Source organism: Thermobispora bispora DSM 43833 (assembly GCF_000092645.1).
Taxonomy (GTDB): domain Bacteria; phylum Actinomycetota; class Actinomycetes; order Streptosporangiales; family Streptosporangiaceae; genus Thermobispora; species Thermobispora bispora.
In genome coordinates this window covers 2,371,736-2,391,293 of the sequence record NC_014165.1, presented here as the reverse complement: position 1 = coordinate 2,391,293, position 19,558 = coordinate 2,371,736, and the positions used below count along the sequence as shown (strand labels likewise).

The following is a 19,558-nucleotide window of genomic DNA, read 5'->3' as shown; positions in this document are numbered from 1 at the left end:
TGGGCTGGGCTCGGCCACGGCCGTGTGCGCGCAGCATCTCCGGTGCACTGACCGGTTCATCGACTGACGGAAGGTGACTCCCGTGGGTAACAACCCCCTTGGGACTTTTCTGCCGCTCATCCTCCTGCTGCTGATCTTCTACTTCCTGCTGCTCAGGCCGCAGCGCAAGCGCCAGCAGGAGCTCATCCAGATGCAGAACTCGCTCACCCCCGGGATGCGGGTGATGACGAGCACCGGCCTCTTCGCCACCGTCGTGGCGCTCCGCGGCGACGACGTCATCCTCGAGGTCGCGCCGGGCGTGGAGACGCGCTGGGTCAAGGCGGCCATCGCCCGCATCGTCCCGCCGGAGGAGGGCGAGGCCCAGCCGGGCCCGGCCGGCGGCACGGGAGACGCCCAGGAGGACAAGCCGGGGAGCGAGTCCTGAGCCGGTCCGCGCCCGGTTCCGAGCCGGTCCGCGCCCGCGTGACGCGGCACCCCAGCGCCCGTGGACGATAAGGCGCCCCGGCGCGCGCTCCTCCTGCTCGCGGTGCTCGTGCTCGCCATGGGCGTCACGGCCGTGCTCCAGAAGGCGTTCGTCCCCGCGTTCGGCCTCGACCTCGCCGGCGGCACCACCGTGACGCTCTCGCCGGTGACCCCGGACGGCGGATCGCCCTCGCAGGAGAGCCTCGACCGGGCCGTGGCCATCATCCGCGCCCGGGTGAACGGCACCGGGATCACCGACGCGGAGGTCGCCAAGGTGAACGACACCATCGTCGTCTCGATCCCGGGTGCCGGCCGGCCGGAAGCGATCAAGCTCATCTCCACCACCGCCGAGCTGCGCATGCGCCCGGTGCTGGCGGTGGCCCCCGCCCGGCCCGGGCCGGGCCCGTTGCCGACCCCGGCGCCCACCGCCGCTGCCGGCCAGGGCCCGCTGCCGACCGCGGCCCCCACCCCCGCCGCGCAGGCGGCCGGGGCACGGGAGCGCGCCGAGCCGGGACGCGGATCCCCGGCGGCGTCACCGTCGCCCACCCCCACCGGAGCGGACCCGCTCGCCGGTCAGGACCTCACCGGCATCGACCCCGCCCTGCTCGACCGGTTCCGCACGCTCGACTGCACCGCGCGGAACCGCGGGCAGGGCACGCAGGACGACCCGGACCGGCAGATCGTGGCCTGCAGCGCGGACGGGTCGCTGCGGTACATCCTCGACAAGGCCGCGGTCCAGGGCACCGAGATCGCCGGGGCCACGGCGGGCGCGGACCGGACCATCGGCGAGTGGGCCGTGCAGGTCTCGTTCAAGCCCCGGGGCGCCGCGCAGCTCGCCGAGGTCACCCGGCGGATCTCCGGGCTCCCCGCCCCGCGCAACCGGCTCGCGAGCGTGCTCGACGGGGTGGTGATCGTCGCACCGGCGATCAAGGAGGCCATCCCCGGCGGGACCGCCCGGATCTTCGGCGACCTCACCCAGCGGAGCGCGACCGAGCTGGCCGAGCAGCTCAAGTACGGCGCGCTGCCGCTCACGTTCCGGACGGCCTCGGTGGTCTCGGTCTCGTCCACCCTCGGCCAGGACCAGCTCCGCGGCGGGCTCCTCGCGGGCGCGCTCGGCCTGCTCCTGGTCGTGCCGTACCTGCTCGGCTACTACCGGGGCCTCGGGCTGATCGGCGTGGCGAGCCTCGGCGTGGCCGGGGTGATCACCTACCTGGCCGTGGCGCTGCTCAGCCACAACGCCGGGTTCCGGCTCTCGCTGCCGCACCTGATCGGCCTGGTGGTGTCGATCGGCGTCACCGCGGACTCGTTCATCGTCTTCTTCGAGCGCATCCGCGACGAGCTCCGGAGGGGACGCCGGGCGCTGCGCCCGGCGGTGGAGGTCGCCTGGCGGCGCGCCCGGCGCACCATCCTGATCGCGGACACCGTGATGTTCATCGCCGCCGTGGTGCTCTACGTCCTCGCGGTGGGCGGGGTCGCCGGGTTCGCGTTCGCGATGGGCCTCACCACGCTCATCGACCTCATCGTCGTGGTCCTGTTCACCAAGCCGGTCACCTCGCTCGCGGCGCGGCTGGGGTTCTTCGCCCGGGGGCACCGGCTCTCCGGGCTCGACCCCGGGCGGCTGGGCCCGGTGCCGGGCGCCGCCGGCCGGGCGGTGGGGGAGGCCTGATGGCGGGATTCCTCGGCCGCCGCCTCCGGGGCGGCACGGAGGTGGACTTCATCGGCAGGCGGCGGCTCTGGTACGGGCTGTCCGCGGTGCTGCTGGCCGTCTCGCTCGCCGGCCTGGTGGGCAGGGGCCTCAACCTCGGGGTCGAGTTCGAGGGCGGTTCGGTCTTCACCTTCCCCCGTACCCCGGGCGCCACCGTGGCGCAGGTGCGCGAGGCCGTGCAGGCGGCCGGCCCCGGCCGGGTGATCGTGCAGACGGCGGGGTCCGGCTGGCGGGTCACCACCGAGAGCCTGGACGGCCTGGAGATCGCCGCGGTGCGGCGCGCGGTGGCCGAGCGGTTCGGGGTGCCGGAGCACCGGGTGAGCACGCAGGTGATCGGCGCCACCTGGGGCGGGGAGGTGTCGCGGCGCGCCCTGCTCGGCCTCGCCGTGTTCCTGGCGGCGATCACGCTCTACCTCTCCGTCGCCTTCGAGTGGCGGATGGCCCTCGCCGCCGTCGTCGCGCTCGGCCACGACCTGGTCATCACGGCCGGCGTGTACGCCTGGTCCGGGTTCGAGGTGACCCCGGCGACCGTGCTCGGCTTCCTCACGATCCTCGGCTACTCGCTGTACGACGCCGTGGTCGTCTTCGACATGATCAAGGAAGTGACCGCGGGGCCCGGCCGGTCCGCCCGGATGACCTACGCGCGGGCGGCGAACGCGGCGCTCAATCGCACGCTGGTCCGGTCGCTGAACACCTCGTTCGTGGCGATCCTGCCCGTGGCCGCGGTCCTGTTCGTCGGCACCACGCTGCTCGGCGCGGGCACGCTGAGGGAGCTGGCGCTCGCCCTGTTCACCGGCATGATCGTCGGCACCTACTCGTCCCTGTGCGTGGCCACGCCGATCCTGGTCACGCTCAAGGAGCGCGAGCCGCGGTGGCGCGTCCCGGCGCGAGGGACGGCCGGCCGGGCGTCCGCGGCCAGGGCCCGGGCCGCCCGGAGGTAGCCGGCGGGCCCGGGTGTGGCAACCCCGGTGGCCGGGTGGCATGGCGGGGTGTGGCATCCTCCGGTGGCCGGGGCGTACGGAGTCGCCGCTTCCCCCGATCGCTTTACGACCATCCGGAGATGCATTTACCGCGGTTTAAGGTGAGCACGTGACCGACTGGAGCACCTACATCAGGGACATTCCCGACTACCCCAAGCCGGGCATCGTCTTCAAGGACATCACCCCGCTGCTCGCGGACCGCACGGCCTTCGCCCGCGCCATCGAGGAGCTCGCCGACGGCCTGGACTTCGACAAGGTGGCCGGCATCGAGGCGAGGGGGTTCATCCTCGCCGCCCCGGTGGCGTACCGCTATGGGGCGGGTTTCGTGCCTCTTCGCAAAAAGGGCAAACTTCCCTTCACCACGATCGAAAGATCCTATGATTTGGAGTACGGAACCGCGGCCATGGAGGTGCACGCCGACGCGTTCGCCCCGGGCGAGCGGGTATTGATCGTCGACGACGTGCTCGCCACGGGCGGTACGGCCAGCGCGGCCGTGGAGCTGGTCCGGCAGGCGGGCGCCGAGGTCGTTTCGGTGTCGTTCCTTCTGGAGCTGTCCCACCTCTCCGGCCGTGACCGGCTGGCCGGCGTGGACGTCCGTACCTTGGTCACCATGTGACGGAGGGGCGGCCGGGCGACGCCCCGGACCCGGGGGAGGCGGCGCCGGGGAGCCGTGGTCCGGTCCCCGGATACACTCAGATAACAGGACTCGACCCGAGGAGTCTGTGTGCCCCGTGATGTAGTCGCACCCGAGGGTGCGCGGGCCGGGGGCGATCCGGTCCCGCGCGAGTCCCCGACGCCGGCCGGCGCGCAGCCGGTTCCGGCGCGCGACACCTCGCCGGGCACCGAGGAGCGACCGGCGTCGGCGGCACGGCGGCGACTCCCCCGATTCGGAGGGCAATGGGGTGCCATGAACCCGGTGCTGGAGCCGCTGTTCAAGACAGTCCGCGCCACACATCCCAAGGCCGATCTGCGGCTGATCGAGCGGGCCTACGAGACCGCCGCCTACTACCACCGCGGCCAGAAGCGCAAGAGCGGCGACCCGTACATCACGCACCCGCTCGCCGTGGCCACGATCCTCGCCGAGCTGGGCACGGACGATGAGACCCTGTGCGCGGCGCTCCTCCACGACACCGTCGAGGACACCGAGTACAGCCTCGAGCAGTTAAGAGCGGACTTCGGCGAGAACATCGCGCGGCTCGTCGACGGCGTCACCAAGCTCGACAAGGTCAAGTACGGTGACGCGGCGCAGGCCGAGACGGTCCGGAAGATGATCGTCGCGATGTCGCGCGACATCCGGGTGCTGGTGATCAAGCTCGCCGACCGGCTGCACAACATGCGCACCATGCGCTACATGCCGGAGGAGAAGCGGAAGCAGAAGTCACGGGAGACCCTCGAGATCTTCGCTCCGCTCGCCCACCGGCTCGGCATGAACACCATCAAGTGGGAGCTGGAGGACCTCGCGTTCTCCATGCTCTACCCGAAGCGGTACGACGAGATCGCCCGGATGGTGTTCGAGCGCGCACCGCGGCGGGACCTGTACCTGCAGCAGGTCATCGAGAAGGTCTCCGCCGACCTGCGCGAGGCCAAGATCAAGGCCACCGTCATGGGCCGGCCCAAGCACTACTACTCGATCTACCAGAAGATGATCGCCAAGGGCCTGGCCTTCGACGACATCTACGACCTCGTGGGCATCCGCGTCCTGGTCGACACGGTCCGGGACTGCTACGCGGCGCTCGGCACGATCCACGCGCGGTGGAAGCCGGTGCCGGGGCGGTTCAAGGACTACATCGCGATGCCCAAGTTCAACATGTACCAGTCCCTCCACACGACGGTCATCGGCCCGGAGGGCAAGCCGATCGAGCTGCAGATCCGCACGCACGCGATGCACAAGCGCGCGGAGTACGGCGTGGCCGCCCACTGGAAGTACAAGGAGGAGATGACCGCCTCCGGGGGGACGAAGGGCAAGCAGGCCGACATGGCCTGGCTGCGGCAGATCCTCGACTGGCAGAAGGAGAGCACCGACCCGGGCGAGTTCCTCGAGTCGCTCCGGTTCGACCTGTCGGTCTCCGAGGTCTACGTCTTCACCCCGCGCGGCCAGGTGATCGCCCTGCCCGAGGGCGCGACCCCGGTGGACTTCGCCTACGCGGTGCACACCGAGGTGGGGCACCGCTGCATCGGGGCGCGGGTGAACGGCCGGCTGGTGCCGCTGGAGTCCCGGCTCAACAACGGCGACACCGTGGAGATCTTCACCTCCAAGTCGCCGAGCGCCGGGCCGTCCCGGGACTGGCTGAAGTTCGTCAAGAGCGGGCGCGCCCGGAACAAGATCCGCCAGTGGTTCTCCAAGGAGCGCCGGGAGACCGCGATCGAGGCGGGCAAGGAGGCGATCGGCCGGGCCATGCGCAAGCAGGGCCTGCCGCTGCAGCGCCTGATGTCCGGTGAGGCGCTGCTCGCGCTCGCCCGGGACCTGCGCTACCCGGACGTGTCCGCCCTCTACGCCGCGGTCGGCGAAGGCCACATCTCCGCCCAATCCGTGGTCCAGAAGCTGGTCCAGTCCCTCGGCGGGGTGGAGGGCGCCCAGGAGGACATCGCCGAGGCCGCGGTGCCGACCCGGCTCACCGGGCGGGACCGGGGCAAGTCCACTTCGGGCGTGATCGTGGCCGGCGACCCCGACGTGTGGGTACGGCTGTCGCGGTGCTGCACCCCGGTCCCGGGCGACGAGATCATCGGGTTCGTCACCCGGGGGAAGGGCGTCTCGGTGCACCGGACGAAGTGCCCCAACGTCGCCCAGCTCAGCTCGCAGCCGGACCGCCTGGTGGACGTCACGTGGGCGCCGGGCGAGGACACGGTGTTCCTGGTGGCGATCCAGGTGGAGGCGCTCGACCGGCCGCGGCTGCTCTCCGACGTCACCCGGACCCTGTCCGACCAGCACGTGAACATCCTGTCGGCGACGGTGACCACGTCCCGGGACCGGGTGGCGGTGAGCAGGTTCACCTTCGAGATGGGCGACCCCAAGCACCTCGGCCACGTGCTCCGGGCGGTGCGGAACGTCCCGGGCGTGTACGACGTCTACCGGGTCCACGACTGAGGGACCGTCCCGAGCGCCCGCCGGTTCCACGGCGGGCGTCCGCCGTCGCCCTTCGCCGGGGCCGATGTGCGGCGGTACCGCCTGCCGGCCACCCGCCGGGCCACGGTGGCAAGCGCCGTCGCCCCGTCCGGAGATCGGCGCGCGGTGAGCGCCTGTCGGCTCCCGGCGGAGCGCCCGACGGCCCGCCGGATCGTGCGCCGGTCCGCGCTCCGGTGCACGCGCGCGAGCGCCCGGCGGCGTGTCCGCCGCCGGGCGTCCATCTGGGTGTCCACGGCGCCGGGTCCGGGGTGAGCGCCCGTCTGCGACCGCACGTTCACCGTGAGCGCGGGCTCGCGGCGTGCGTGCCGCCGGCCGGGGTGTGCGCGGCACGGCGCCCACGGTGAGCCGCGGCGTGTGCCCTCGGCGTCCGGGTCACACCTCGGATGCCCTCGGCCGGGGTGAGGGCGTCCGGCGGCCGCGCACGGGCCCGCCCGCGGCCGGGCCGCCCTGGGCGCCCGGCCGCGGTGACCGGCCGTGCTCAGGAGGCGCTCAGGAGGTGAACTCGGCCAGCGTACGCTCGGCCTCTTCGAGCCAGGAGCGGCGGGCGGCGAGCGCCTCCTCCGTCTCCTTGATCTCCTTCTCCTTGCCGGCGGCCTGGGCCGCGGCGAGCCGCGCCTCGAGCTGCTGGATCGACTTGCGGAGCTGCTCCACGGTGCTCTGGGCGCGGGCGCGGGCCTCGGGGTTGTTGCGCCGCCACTCCTCTTCCTCGGCCTTGCGGATGGCGTCCTCGACCTTGCGGAGACCGCCCTCCAGCCGGTCCCGCTTGTCCCGCGGCACCGGCCCGATCTCCTCCCAGCGCTCGAGGATGCCCCGCAGCGCCCGCCGGGCGGCGCGGGCGTCGGTGACCGGGAGGAGCCGCTGGGCCTCGGCGAGCAGCGCCTCCTTGGCCTCCGCGTTCGCGGCGAGCGAGGCGTCCCGCTCGGCGAACACCGCCTGCCGCGCCTGGAAGAACCGGTCCTGGGCGGCCTTGAACCGCGCCCACAGCTCCTCCTCGGCCTCGGGGGTGGCCCGCCCGGCGGCCTTCCACTGGCGCATCAGCTCCCGGTAGGCCGCGGCCGTGCCGTTCCAGTCGGTCGAGGTGGAGAGCTCCTCGGCCTCGCGGACGATGCGCTCCTTGGCCTCGCGCGCCGCCTGCCGCTGCTTGTCGAGGGAGGAGAAGTAGGCCTTGCGCCGCTTGGCGAAGGCGGTGCGCGCCGCGGAGAGGCGCTTCCAGAGCGCGGCCTCGGTGGCCCGGTCGGCGCGGTCGGCGGCCTTCCACTCCTCGACGAGCTGGCGGAGGCGCTCGCCGCCCGACTTCCAGTGGGTGGCCTCCGCGGCGATCCGCTCGGCCTCGGCGACGATCCGCTCCTTGGTCTCCCGGGCCTGGGCACGGGCCCGCTCGCGGGCGGCCTTGAGCTCCTCGCGGCGCTTGGCGACGACCTCGCTCAGCGCCGTGAGGCGGTGCTGGAGCGCGTCGAGGTCGCCGACCGCCTTGGCCGTGGCCACCGCCTCCCGCAGCCGCGCGATGCTCGCCTCGGCCTGTGCGGGAGGCAGGTCTGTGCCGTGCACCCGCTGCTCAAGGAGCTGGACCTGTCCGGCGAGCTCGTCGTACTTGCGGCGGAAGTAGGCCAGGGCCTCCTCCGGCTCACCGGCCTTCCAGGACCCGACCGCCCGTTCTCCCTCAGCCGTTCGCACGTAGACGGTGCCGTCCTCGTCTACCCGGCCCCACGGGTCGGTGCTCACCGTGTCCTCCCGCACTTTTAATCAGCCTCCAGGGCCCGATGTGCCCGTTGGTGTATTACGTCAGCTCTTGCTGGTGATTGTCACGTCTTTGATGATGACCGGCTCCTTAGGCGCTCCCGTGCCGTCACCACTCGGCCCTTGAATGACGCCCTTCTTGGCCACCTTGTCCAGGATGTCGAGTCCTCTGGTAACGGTACCGAACGGCGTGTACTGCGGGGGAAGCTCGACGTCGCCGTAGACGATGAAGAACTGGCTGCCGTTGGTGTTGGGGCCGCTGTTCGCCATCGCGACCACGCCCCGGGTGTACTTGGCGCCGTTGAGGTTCTCGTCGACGATCCGGTAGCCGGGGCCGCCCATGCCGTCGGTCGGGTTCTTGCCGTCGGCCTTCGCCAGCGGGTCGCCGCACTGGAGGATCGGGAAGCTCGTGCCCATCCGGTGGCACTTGGTGTTGTCGAAGTAGTCCTTCTCGGCGAGGAACTTGAACGAGTTCACCGTGCAGGGGGCCTTCTCGGCGTCGAGCCGCACCCGGATGACGCCGTGGTTCGTCCGGATCGTCATCGTGGCCGGCGCCGTGCTCGCCTCCTCGGGCGGCATGCCGACGAACTTCGACGGCGCGCCGCTGGTGTCCGGCACGTACCCGCACTTGCCGGTCGCCGGGTCGTACGGCTTGGGAGGCTCGGGGGCCGACAGGTCGGTCGGCGTGGGCGCCGCCGCGGTCCCGTCCGGCTTGCCGAGGAAGGCCGTGGCCGCCACCACGCCGCCGATCACCACCACGACCGTGGCCGTGGTCCCGATGATGGCCCTGCGGCGCGCTCTGCGCTGCCGCTCGGCGCGGGCCTTGAGCTGCCGCTGGTAGTGCTCCCTGGCAAGCTGCCTCCGCCGGTCCTTGCCGGTGACCACTTTGCCTTCGACCTCCAGACTCGTCCGGATTCTCCATGGTCGGGCGCCCGGCCCTGCCCCGGGCACCGCGGGACGGATCGCTCCCCGGCCGTGACCCGTCGTATCGCGTCCGGCTCGACTGTGCCAAGAATGACTATTGAGGTGGGCGAATCGTATCCGGAGACGGGGTTTGATTCGCAGCCGGGCAGCTCACACCGGTACCCTTCGGTTACATTCGCACGCGTAATCCTTGGTACATCCTCACGAGACGCAGGTGCCGTTTCCGTGCTCGTCGCCGGGTTTCCCGCAGGGTCGTTTCAGGCCAACTGCTACGTGGTCGCTCCCGCCGCTGGCGAGGAGTGTGTTGTCATAGATCCAGGTCAGGGCGCTGTCGAGGGCCTCGACGAGCTGCTGCGCGAGCACCGTCTCAAGCCCGTGGCAGTGCTGCTCACCCATGGCCACATCGATCACATCTGGTCGGTCGTGCCGGTGTGCGGCGCACGCGACGTGCCCGCCTGGATCCACCCCGAGGACCGTGACCTGCTGTCGGATCCCGCCAAGGGGTTCCCGCCCCCGACCAGGCAGTTGTTCGGCGGGCTGGAGTTCACCGAACCGGACGACGTCAGGGAGCTCACCGACGGCGTGACCCTGCGGCTGGCCGGTCTGGACATAACGGTTGATCATACCCCCGGCCATACTCCGGGGTCGGTGACGTTCCGGACGCCCGACCAGGAGCGGGACACCCTCCTGCTGTTCTCGGGCGACCTGCTCTTCGCCGGCTCCATCGGCAGGACCGACCTGCCGGGCGGTGACTACCCCACGATGCTGCGCAGCCTCGCCAAGACGATGAGGCTGCCGGACGACACCGTGGTCCTGCCCGGCCATGGACCGCAGACGACCATCGGCCGTGAGCGGGCGACCAACCCCTTCCTCAGGGAGATCGTGCCGCCCCACGGCCCGACCAGGGGGTTGTGATGATATTTCAGGCGCCCAAGGGCACCTTCGACTGGATGCCGCCGCGCTCCGAGTCGGTGCTCGCCATCCGCGACGCGCTCGCCGCGCCGGTGCGCCGGGCGGGTTACAGCTATATCGAGACGCCGATCTTCGAGGACACGCGGCTGTTCCAGCGCGGTGTCGGTGAGTCGACCGACATCGTCACCAAGGAGATGTACACGTTCCAGAGCAAGGGCGGGCAGTCGCTCACCCTCCGCCCGGAGGGAACGGCGAGCGTGATGCGGGCCGTGCTCGAGCACGGCCTGTACGGCGGGCCGCTCCCGATCAAGCTCTGGTACTCGGGCAGCTACTTCCGCTACGAGCGCCCCCAGGCCGGCCGGTACCGTCACTTCTCCCAGGTCGGGGCCGAGGCGCTGGGCGCCCAGGATCCGGCGATCGACGCCGAGCTGATCGTGCTCGCGCTCGACGGCTACGCCTCGCTCGGCCTGCGCCGGGTGCGGCTGCTGCTCAACTCCCTCGGCTGCCGGGAGTGCCGCCCCGGCTACCGGGCCGCGCTCCAGGAGTTCCTGCGCGGGCTCGACCTCGACGAGGCCACCCGGCACCGGGTCGAGATCAACCCGCTGCGCGTGCTCGACGACAAGCGCGAGGAGGTCCGCGCCCAGCTCACCGACGCCCCGCTGGTGATCGACCACCTGTGCGGCGCGTGCAAGGCGTTCCACGAGGAGGTCCGCGGGCTGCTCTCCGCCGCCGGGGTGAGCTACATCGACGAGCCCAAGCTCGTCCGCGGCCTGGACTACTACACCCGCACGACCTTCGAGTTCGTCCACGACGGCCTGGGCGCCCAGTCCTCGGTCGGCGGGGGCGGGCGCTACGACGGCCTCAGCGAGATGATCGGCGGCCCGCCGCTGCCCGGTGTCGGCTGGGCGCTCGGGGTGGACCGCACCGTGCTCGCCATGGAGGCGGAGGGCCTGCTGAGCGAGCGGCCCACGCGGGTGGACGTGTTCGCCGTGCCCCTGGGCGACGAGGCGCGGCGGCGCATCTTCCCGCTGGTCACCGGGCTCCGCCGGGCGGGTCTCGCCGTCGACATGGCGTTCGGGGGCCGGAGCGTGAAGGGCGCGATGAAGGCGGCCGACCGCAGCGGGGCGAGGTACGCCGTCATCCTCGGCGAACGCGACCTCGAGGCGGGGGCCGCGCAGATCAAGGACATGACCACAGGAGAACAGACCGCGGTGCCGCTCGCCGAGGTCGTCGACGTCCTGAAGGGAAGACTTTCGTGATCCGTACCCATGAGGCAGGGACGCTCCGCATCGACCATGTGGGCCAGCGGGTGACGCTGGCCGGATGGGTGGCGCGCCGCCGCGACCACGGCGGCGTGGTCTTCATCGACCTGCGCGACGCCTCGGGCACGGTTCAGGTGGTCTTCCGGGAGGAGGAGCACGCCCACGACCTGCGCGCCGAGTACTGCGTGAAGGTCACGGGCGAGGTGCGCCGCCGGCCCGAGGGCAACGAGAACCCCGAATTGCCCACCGGTGACATCGAGGTCGCCGCCTCCGAGGTGGAGGTGCTGAGCGAATCGGCCCCGCTGCCGTTCCCCATCGAGGGCTCCGTCAACGTGTCGGAGGAGGCGCGGCTGAAGTACCGCTACCTCGACCTCCGCCGGCAGCAGGTGGCCGAGGCGCTGAAGATCCGCTCCCGGGCCACCTACCTGGCCCACGAGGTGATGCGGGAGCACGGCTTCGTCTACGTGGAGACGCCGAACCTCACCCGGTCCACCCCGGAGGGCGCGCGGGACTTCCTCGTCCCGGTGCGGCTCCAGCCGGGCAACTGGTACGCGCTCCCGCAGTCGCCGCAGCTCTTCAAGCAGCTCCTCATGGTGGGCGGCCTGGAGCGCTACTACCAGCTCGCCCGCTGCTTCCGCGACGAGGACCTGCGGGCCGACCGGCAGCCGGAGTTCACCCAGATCGACGCCGAGATGTCGTTCGTGGACGAGGACGACGTCATCGCGGTCGCCGAGACGCTGATCGGCCGGATCTGGAAGGAGATCCTCGGCTACGAGCTGCCCACCCCGCTGCCGCGGATGAGCTACGCCGAGGCGATGGCCCGGTACGGCACGGACAAGCCCGACCTGCGGTTCGGGGTCGAGCTGGTCGACCTCACCGAGTACTTCAAGGGCACGGAGTTCCGGGTGTTCCAGGCGCCGTACGTGGGCGCCGTGGTGATGCCGGGCGGCGCGTCGCAGACCCGCCGGGAGCTGGACGGCTGGCAGGAGTGGGCGAGGTCGCGGGGCGCCCGGGGCCTGGCCTACGTGCTGGTGAAGGAGGACGGCCTCGCCGGCCCGGTGGCGAAGAACCTCTCCGAGCGGGAGCTGTCCGGGCTGACCGCGGCCACCGGCGCCCAGGTGGGGGACGCGATCTTCTTCAGCGCGGGCGAGCCGGCCGCGGCCCGGGAGCTGCTCGGCGCCGCCCGGCTGGAGATCGGCCGCCGGTGCGGGCTGATCGACGAGTCCAAGTGGTCGTTCCTGTGGGTGGTCGACGCGCCCATGTTCGAGCCGCTCTACGACGACCGCGGCGAGCAGATCGGCTGGACCTCGGTGCACCACCCGTTCACCGCGCCGAAGCCGGAGTGGGCCGACAACTTCCAGGACCACCCGGGTGAGGCGCTCGCCTGCGCCTACGACATGATCTGCAACGGGATGGAGATCGGCGGCGGCTCGATCCGTATCCACCGCGCCGAGATGCAGCAGCGCGTCTTCGACGTGCTCGGCATCTCCAAGGAGGAGGCGGAGACCAAGTTCGGCTTCCTGCTCGAGGCGTTCAAGTACGGCCCGCCGCCGCACGGCGGCATCGCCTTCGGCTGGGACCGGATCTGCATGCTCCTCGCCGGCGGGGAGTCGATCCGCGACGTGATCGCCTTCCCGAAGACGGCGTCCGGGTACGACCCGCTCACCGGGGCGCCCACGCCGATCACGCCGGAGCAGCGCAAGGAAGCCGGGGTGGACGCCCGGCCCAAGGCGGAGCCCGCCCGCTGACGCGCCCGGCCGGCGCCCGCTCCCGCCGGGTGCCGGCATGGGCCCGGTCCGGCACGCCGTGGGTGAGAGGACGTCATGACGGAAGCGGCCGCCGCCCGGAGCCGGGCGGCGGCCGCTTCCGCTCGGCTCAGGAGATGATCAGGTCCTTGATCACCACGCGGATCTTGGGGGCGTTGGAGCCGCCGCTGTCACCGGTGATGTCGCCGTTGTCGGGGAAGAGGATCACCCCGCCCTTAGCGATCTTGTCGATGATGTCCATGCCCTTCCGCACCTGGCCGAAGGGCGTGTAGACCTGGGGGAGCTGGGCGTTCTCGTCGGTGAACGAGATGGCGAACTGGCTGCCGTTGGAGTTCGCCTCCTCCGGGCCCTGGGCCATGAACACCACGCCGCGCAGGTACTGCGGACCCAGGTTCTCGTCGTTGAACAGGTAGCCGGGGCCGCCCAGCCCGTCGGTCGGGTTCCGGCCGTCGCCCTTGGCCTGCGGGTCGCCGCACTGCAGCACCCCGACGCCGTTCGTCTCCAGGGTGGCGAGCCGGTGGCAGACCGTGTTGTCGAAGAAGTCCTTCTTGGCGAGGAACGCGAACGAGTTCACCGTGCACGGGGCCTGCCCGGTGGCGAGGTCGATGACGATGTCGCCGTGGTTGGTCTTGATCGTCATCGTCTTCGCCTTGATCACATCAGGGGGCAGCTTCTTCGGCGGGTAGCCGACGAACTTGGCCGGGGCGCCCGTGGTGTCCTTGCGGTACTCGCAGGTGACCTTCCGCAGGTCGGAGGGGGGTGCGCTCGGCGACGGCTCCGGCAGCTCGGAGGGCTCGGCCGATGGGCTCGCCGACTCGGGGGCCACCGGGCCCGCCGAGGCGGCCGGGGCGGACCGGCTCGACTGGGCCGTGGGCTCGGACGCGTCCCCGCCGCAGGCGGCGAGGCCACCGAGGAGCGCGAGGATGCCGAGCCCGGCGCCGAGGCGACCGCGCCAGCCGGCCCGGGCCGTGGTCCTCGCCGGGCGTGCCGTCGCCGCCGGCTGCTTGTGCCGATCGTTGTCCGTCACCGCTTTGCCTTCCCTTGTGCCTTCGCTGACGATTGCGAACCGTCACTCTAGCCGCGATCCCGTCTGTTCCGGGTAAAACACCCGCTCCATGGGTATCAACCGAAAATTTGGGATCAACCGTCCCGCAGTTAACCATCTGCCGGCTGGAACCGTATGCATGGCTGAACGCCACACCCCTGGCGTCATGACCCCGGATCGATCCGACCCCCGAGGAGCTGTGCACGTGTTCGACCGCATCGCGGACCTCCCCGCCCACCCACTGATCGTGCATGCGACCGTGGTGTTCACCCCGCTGCTGGCGGCGCTCGTGATCGCGTACGCCGCCGTGCCCCGCCTCCGGGACCGCATCGGCTGGGCCGTGGCGCTCTCCGCGTTCGCGGCGCCCGTCTCCGCGGTGGCGGCCAAGCTCAGCGGCGAGGCGCTCGCCCGCCGGATGACCGGGGGCGGGCCGTACCCCGCCCCGGTGGAGGAGCACTCGGCCCTCGCCGGTGTCCTGGTCCCGCTCACCGTGCTGCTCGGCGCCGCCGCCCTCGCGCTCGTGCTCCTCACCCGGCCCGGCCGCGCCACCGGCCCGTCCAAGGCGGCGCGGGCGGCCACCGCGCTCGTCTCCGCCGTGGCCGTACTGCTCGCGCTCGCCGTGGGCTACTACGCGGTGCGGACCGGGCACAGCGGTGCGACGTCGGTATGGGGCGCCTGACGGTAGTGTCGGCGTTGTGGAGAGCTTGTTCGATTCGGCGGCCGAACCGGGGGCCCGCCGGGTCCGGGAGCCGCTCGCCGTCCGGATGCGGCCGCGCACCCTCGACGAGGTGGTCGGCCAGCGGCACTTGCTGGGCCCGGACACCCCGCTGCGGCGGCTGGTCGAGAGCGACGCCCCGATGTCGCTGATCCTGTGGGGGCCGCCCGGCACCGGCAAGACCACCCTCGCCTACGTGGTGAGCAACACCACCGCCCGCCGGTTCGTCGAGATCTCCGCGGTCTCCGCGGGCGTGAAGGAGGTGCGCGCCGCGATCGAGCAGGCGCGCCGCGAGCTCGGGATGACCGGCAGGCAGACGGTCCTCTTCGTCGACGAGGTCCACCGGTTCAACAAGGCGCAGCAGGACGCGCTGCTGCCTGCGGTGGAGAACCGCTGGGTCACCTTCATCGGGGCCACCACGGAGAACCCGTTCTTCTCCGTGGTCAGCCCGCTGCTCTCGAGGTCGCTCCTGCTCACCCTGGAGCCGCTGAGCGATGACGAGATCCGGACGGTGCTGGAGCGGGCCGTGGCCGACGAGCGCGGCCTCGCCGGCCGGGTCACGCTCCGGCCCGAGGCGCTCGAGCAGCTCATCCGGCTCGCCGGCGGCGACGCGCGCCGGTCGCTCACCTACCTGGAGGCCGCGGCCCTGCTCGCCGAGGACATCACCGTGGACGTGGTGGAGCGCGCCGTGGACAAGGCGGCCGTCCGCTACGACCGGCAGGGCGACCAGCACTACGACGTGGTGAGCGCGTTCATCAAGAGCATGCGCGGCTCGGACGTGGACGCGGCACTGCACTACCTCGCCCGGATGATCGAGGCGGGGGAGGACCCCCGGTTCATCGCCCGCCGCATCGTCATCTTCGCCTCCGAGGACGTGGGCATGGCCGACCCCACCTGCCTGCAGGTGGCGGTGGCGGCCGCCCAGGCGGTGGAGCTCGTCGGGCTGCCGGAGGCGCGGCTCAACCTCGCCCAGGCGGTGATCCACTGCGCGCTCGCCCCCAAGTCGAACGCGGTGGTGAAGGCGATCGGCGCGGCCACCGCGGACGTGCGCCGCGGCCTGCTCGGGCCGGTCCCCGCGCACCTGCGGGACGCCCACTACCCGGGGGCGCGCAAGCTCGGCCACGGCGTCGGCTACCTGTACCCCCACGACCACGAGCACGGCCTGGTCCGCCAGCAGTACGCCCCCGACGCGGTGCGGGACCGCCGGTACTACGAGCCGACCACCCGGGGCGCCGAGGCCACCTTCGCCGAGCGGTGGGCGCGGATCCGCGAGTTCCTCCGCGGCGGCTGACCCGGCCCGGCGGCCGACCGGCGCCCGGGCGCGGCCGCGGTCCCGGCCGCGGGGCGCGGGCGCGACCCCGGCGCGGGCACGGTCCGGGGCGCGGGGACACGGTCCACCGGGCGGTGCCGAATCCCCGGCCGGCGCGGCCGATCCACAAGACCGTGCGCGGTGAATCATGACGCGCGCCGTTCGCGGTAGGGTCTTGCCATTCCGGCTCGGGTGATCGAGGGAGTTCGGCACATGCTTACCGCGGGAGAGCTGGCGGGCCTGCTCATCGCCGTCTTCTGGGCGATCCTGGTCTGCTTCATGGCCGTCGCGCTCGTCAAGCTGTCCAGGCTGCTCACCGAGACGACCAAGTCCGTGGCCGAGCTGAGCGAGCGCCTGACACCGCTGCTCGACGACGTGAACAAGGCCGTCTCCGAGACCAACCGCCGCCTGGCCGACATGGAGGCGATCACCGACAACGTCCGCGAGGTGAGCGGCAACATGGTGAAGATCACCGGAGTCGCGTCCACGCTGCTCGCCGGCCCGATGATCAAGATCTCCGCGCTCGGCCACGGGCTGCGGGTCGCCATGGCCCGCCGCGAGCGCCGGGCCGGTGCGCTGCGGATGAACGGCCACCGGATCGTGGCCGGCCGTACCGGCCGCTCACTTCGGTCGGCCGAGCGGGCCCCGGAGCGGCGCGCCATCGGGAGGGGGCGCGGGTGATCCGGCGGCTCTTCTACATGGCCGTGGGAGCGTGCCTCGCGGTCTGGTCGATGCGTAAGCTTCAATCATTGCGGCCCGACCATGTGGCGAGGCGTGCGGTGGACCGCACGGTGCGATTCGCCGACCGGCTCAGGGACTTCGCCGACGAGGTGCGCCACCATTCGGCGATCAGGGAAAGCGAGTTGCGAACCGGGTTCGGGCTCGACAAGGTTGACGCAACCGGTGCCAGCAGAGACGACGACGTGAAGGATGGCCGCTGAGATGGAGTCGGCAGAGATCGCCCGCCGCTTCCTGCGCTTCTTCGAAGAGAACGGGCACACGGTGGTGCCCTCGGCCAGCCTGGTCGCCGAGGACCCGACGCTGCTGCTGGTCAACGCGGGCATGGTCCCGTTCAAACCGTACTTCCTCGGCCAGCAGAAGCCGCCGTTCAGGCGTGCCACGAGCCTCCAGAAGTGCGTGCGCACGCTCGACATCGACGAGGTCGGCAAGACGCCCAGGCACGCCAGCTTCTTCCAGATGCTGGGCAACTTCTCCTTCGGCGACTACTTCAAGGAGGGGGCGATCCCCTTCGCCTGGGAGCTGCTGACCCGGCCCGTCTCCGAGGGCGGCTTCGGCTTCCCTGAGGACCGGCTCTGGGTCACCGTCTACCTCGACGACGACGAGGCGCAGGAGATCTGGCGGAAGGTCGGCGTGCCGGCCGAGCGGATCCAGCGCCGCGGCCTGGCCGACAACTACTGGCACATGGGGGTGCCGGGCCCCGGCGGGCCCTGCTCCGAGATCTACTACGACCGCGGGCCGCAGTACGGCCGCGAGGGCGGGCCGATCGCCGACGAGAACCGCTACCTCGAGGTCTGGAACCTCGTCTTCATGCAGGAGCAGCTCAGCGCGGTCCGCAGCAAGACGGACTTCGACGTGGCGGGCCCGCTGCCGGCGAAGAACATCGACACCGGCATGGGCCTGGAGCGCATGGCCGCGATCCTGCAGGGCGTCGACAACATCTACGAGATCGACACCACATCCAAGATCATCAAGCGGGCGGCCGAGCTCACCGAGACCAGGTACGGCCGGGACGAGCGCTCGGACATCTGCCTGCGCGTGGTGGCCGACCACATGCGGGCGGGCGTGATGCTCGTCGGCGACGGCGTGCTCCCGTCGAACGAGGGCCGCGGCTACGTGCTCCGCCGGATGCTCCGCCGGACGATCCGCAACCTCCGCCTGCTCGGCGCGGGGGAGGAGCGCTACATGCGCGAGCTCACCGCCACCACCATCGAGGCGATGAGCGGGCTCTACCCCGAGCTCAAGACCGAGGAGGCGCGGATCCACACGGTCATCGAGGCCGAGGAGGCGTCGTTCCTCGGCACGCTGCGCACCGGAACCGCGATCTTCGACGCGGCGGTCGCGGAGACCAAGCGGAAGGGCGGCACCGTGCTCAGCGGTGAGCAGGCCTTCCAGCTCCACGACACCTACGGCTTCCCGATCGACCTGACCCTGGAGATGGCGGCCGAGCAGGGGCTCAAGGTCGACGAGGAGGGCTTCCGCCGGCTCATGCAGGAGCAGCGGGAGCGGGCCAAGGCCGACGCCAAGGCGAAGAAGACCGGGCACGCCGACATCTCGGTCTTCAGCGGCATCCTCGAGAAGGCCGGCAAGATCGACTTCGTCGGGTACGACCGGACGACCGCCGAGGCCACCGTGGTGGGCCTGATCGTCAACGGGGTGAGCGTCCCCGCGGCCGGGGAGGGCACCTCGCTCGAGATCGTGCTCGACCGCACCCCGTTCTACGCCGAGGGCGGTGGGCAGCTCGCCGACCAGGGCGTGATCCGGACGAGCGGCGCCGAGATCGAGGTGCTCGACGTCCAGTCGCCCATCGACGGGCTGATCGTGCACCGGGGCAAGGTGCGCAGCGGTGAGGTGCTCGTCGGCGACCAGGCGCACGCCGAGATCGACGTGGAGCGGCGCCGCGCCATCTCCCGCAGCCACACCGCGACCCACATGGTCCACCGCGGCTTCCGCAACGCGCTCGGCGAGTCCGCGGCCCAGGCCGGCTCGGAGAACTCGCCCGGCCGGTTCCGCTTCGACTTCACCTCGGCCGGGGCGGTGCCGCCGAGCGTGCTGCGCGACGTGGAGGACGAGGTGAACGCGGTCCTCATCAACGACCTCCCGGTGCGCGCGTTCTACACCAGCCAGGCGGAGGCCCGCGCCATGGGCGCGCTCGCCCTGTTCGGGGAGAAGTACGGCGACGAGGTCCGGGTGGTCGAGGTCGGCGACTACTCCCGGGAGCTGTGCGGTGGCACCCACGTGGCCACCTCCGGCCAGCTCGGCCTCATCAAGATCCTCGGCGAGTCCTCGGTGGGCGCCGGCGTCCGCCGGGTGGAGGCCCTCGTCGGCCTCGACGCCTTCCGGTTCCTCGCCAAGGAGAGCGTGCTCGTCTCCCAGCTCAGCGAGCAGCTCAAGGCCCGCCGCGAGGAGCTGCCCGAGCGGATCGAGGGCATCGTCAGCCGGCTGCGCGCCGCGGAGAAGGAGCTCGAGCGGCTCCGGTCGGCCCAGGTGCTCGCCGTCGCCGGCGAGCTCGCCGCCGGGGCGCGGGACGTGCACGGCGTCTCCCTGGTCACGCACCGCGCGCCTGATGGCACCACCGCCGATGACCTGCGTAAACTCGCTCTCGACGTACGTGGCCGGTTCCCCGCCGACCGCGCCGCCGTGGTCGTTGTCGCCGGTGTCCCGGCCAACCGTCCGGTCGTCGTCGTCGCGGCCAACGAAGCCGCGCGCGAGCGGGGCGTGAAGGCGGGGCAGCTCGTCGGCGTGGCCGCCAAGGCGCTGGGAGGTGGTGGTGGCGGCAGGGACGACGTGGCGCAGGGCGGCGGTTCCCGCCCCGAGGCGATCGAGGACGCCCTCCGCGCGGTGGAGGCGGCCGTCGCCTCCGCGCAGTCCTGACCGCC

The 19,558-nt window shown here is 72.0% G+C and carries 16 protein-coding genes; 13 read left to right on the top strand and 3 right to left on the bottom strand.

Annotation, left to right across the window (positions count from 1 at the left end; translation table 11 throughout):
* Positions 1–82: 82 nt before the first annotated feature.
* From yajC to TBIS_RS10200, 5 genes are all read left to right on the top strand, one after another.
* A complete protein-coding gene (yajC, locus tag TBIS_RS10220; protein WP_013132307.1) occupies positions 83–424 on the top strand; it encodes a preprotein translocase subunit YajC in 342 nt (113 codons plus the stop codon).
* Between the two features lie 60 nt (positions 425–484).
* Positions 485–2,128: a protein translocase subunit SecD gene (gene secD, locus TBIS_RS10215; protein ID WP_013132306.1), complete on the top strand. Its 1,644-nt coding sequence runs from the start codon at positions 485–487 to the stop codon at positions 2,126–2,128.
* Positions 2,128–3,108 carry a protein translocase subunit SecF gene (gene secF, locus TBIS_RS10210; RefSeq protein ID WP_013132305.1) on the top strand — a complete coding sequence of 327 codons (981 nt, stop codon included), beginning with the start codon at positions 2,128–2,130 and terminating at the stop codon, positions 3,106–3,108. The genes secD and secF overlap by 1 nt, the downstream gene beginning before the upstream one ends.
* Positions 3,109–3,256: 148 nt before the next feature.
* Positions 3,257–3,763, top strand: coding sequence for an adenine phosphoribosyltransferase (locus tag TBIS_RS10205; protein WP_013132304.1), 507 nt, complete (start codon positions 3,257–3,259; stop codon positions 3,761–3,763).
* Positions 3,764–4,054: 291 nt separating this feature from the next.
* Positions 4,055–6,232, top strand: coding sequence for a RelA/SpoT family protein (locus TBIS_RS10200; protein WP_241019662.1), 2,178 nt, complete (start codon positions 4,055–4,057; stop codon positions 6,230–6,232).
* Positions 6,233–6,760: 528 nt separating this feature from the next.
* Here TBIS_RS10200 and TBIS_RS10190 read toward each other — a convergent pair.
* The gene (locus tag TBIS_RS10190) at positions 6,761–7,993 is read right to left on the bottom strand and encodes a DUF349 domain-containing protein (RefSeq protein ID WP_041432151.1); all 1,233 of its coding nucleotides are present in this window, start codon (positions 7,991–7,993) and stop codon (positions 6,761–6,763) included.
* Between the two features lie 60 nt (positions 7,994–8,053).
* A complete protein-coding gene (locus tag TBIS_RS10185) occupies positions 8,054–8,893 on the bottom strand; it encodes a peptidylprolyl isomerase (RefSeq protein WP_013132301.1) in 840 nt (279 codons plus the stop codon).
* Positions 8,894–9,157: 264 nt separating this feature from the next.
* Here TBIS_RS10185 and TBIS_RS10180 point away from each other — a divergent pair, with 264 nt between their 5' ends.
* The 3 genes from TBIS_RS10180 to aspS are packed head-to-tail and all read left to right on the top strand — an operon-like array spanning position 9,158 to position 12,854.
* Complete coding sequence (locus TBIS_RS10180) at positions 9,158–9,847, top strand: MBL fold metallo-hydrolase (protein ID WP_013132300.1); 690 nt, start codon at positions 9,158–9,160, stop codon at positions 9,845–9,847.
* Entirely contained in the window at positions 9,847–11,103 is a 1,257-nt protein-coding gene (gene hisS, locus TBIS_RS10175; protein WP_013132299.1) for a histidine--tRNA ligase, read from the top strand. The genes TBIS_RS10180 and hisS overlap by 1 nt, the downstream gene beginning before the upstream one ends.
* Positions 11,100–12,854, top strand: a complete 1,755-nt coding sequence (gene aspS, locus TBIS_RS10170; RefSeq protein WP_013132298.1) for an aspartate--tRNA ligase — start codon at positions 11,100–11,102, stop codon at positions 12,852–12,854. Before hisS ends, aspS begins: the two co-directional genes overlap by 4 nt.
* A gap of 127 nt (positions 12,855–12,981) precedes the next feature.
* On the opposite strand, the gene TBIS_RS19845 is transcribed toward aspS, so the two are convergent.
* Entirely contained in the window at positions 12,982–13,899 is a 918-nt protein-coding gene (locus TBIS_RS19845; RefSeq protein WP_013132297.1) for a peptidylprolyl isomerase, read from the bottom strand.
* A 223-nt stretch (positions 13,900–14,122) separates the two neighbouring features.
* Between TBIS_RS19845 and TBIS_RS10160 the strand changes: the two genes are divergently transcribed.
* The 5 genes from TBIS_RS10160 (at position 14,123) to alaS (ending at position 19,553) form a co-directional block, all read left to right on the top strand.
* Positions 14,123–14,596 (top strand): DUF2231 domain-containing protein, encoded by a 474-nt coding sequence (locus TBIS_RS10160; protein ID WP_013132296.1) that lies wholly within the window; start codon positions 14,123–14,125, stop codon positions 14,594–14,596.
* A 16-nt stretch (positions 14,597–14,612) separates the two neighbouring features.
* The gene (locus TBIS_RS10155; protein WP_013132295.1) at positions 14,613–15,923 is read left to right on the top strand and encodes a replication-associated recombination protein A; all 1,311 of its coding nucleotides are present in this window, start codon (positions 14,613–14,615) and stop codon (positions 15,921–15,923) included.
* 231 nt (positions 15,924–16,154) lie between these two features.
* Positions 16,155–16,622, top strand: coding sequence for a DUF948 domain-containing protein (locus TBIS_RS10150; protein WP_013132294.1), 468 nt, complete (start codon positions 16,155–16,157; stop codon positions 16,620–16,622).
* Positions 16,619–16,882: a hypothetical protein gene (locus TBIS_RS10145; RefSeq protein ID WP_013132293.1), complete on the top strand. Its 264-nt coding sequence runs from the start codon at positions 16,619–16,621 to the stop codon at positions 16,880–16,882. Before TBIS_RS10150 ends, TBIS_RS10145 begins: the two co-directional genes overlap by 4 nt.
* Before the next feature lies 1 nt (position 16,883).
* Entirely contained in the window at positions 16,884–19,553 is a 2,670-nt protein-coding gene (alaS, locus tag TBIS_RS10140) for an alanine--tRNA ligase (RefSeq protein ID WP_013132292.1), read from the top strand.
* The last annotated feature ends 5 nt before the right edge of the window (positions 19,554–19,558 follow it).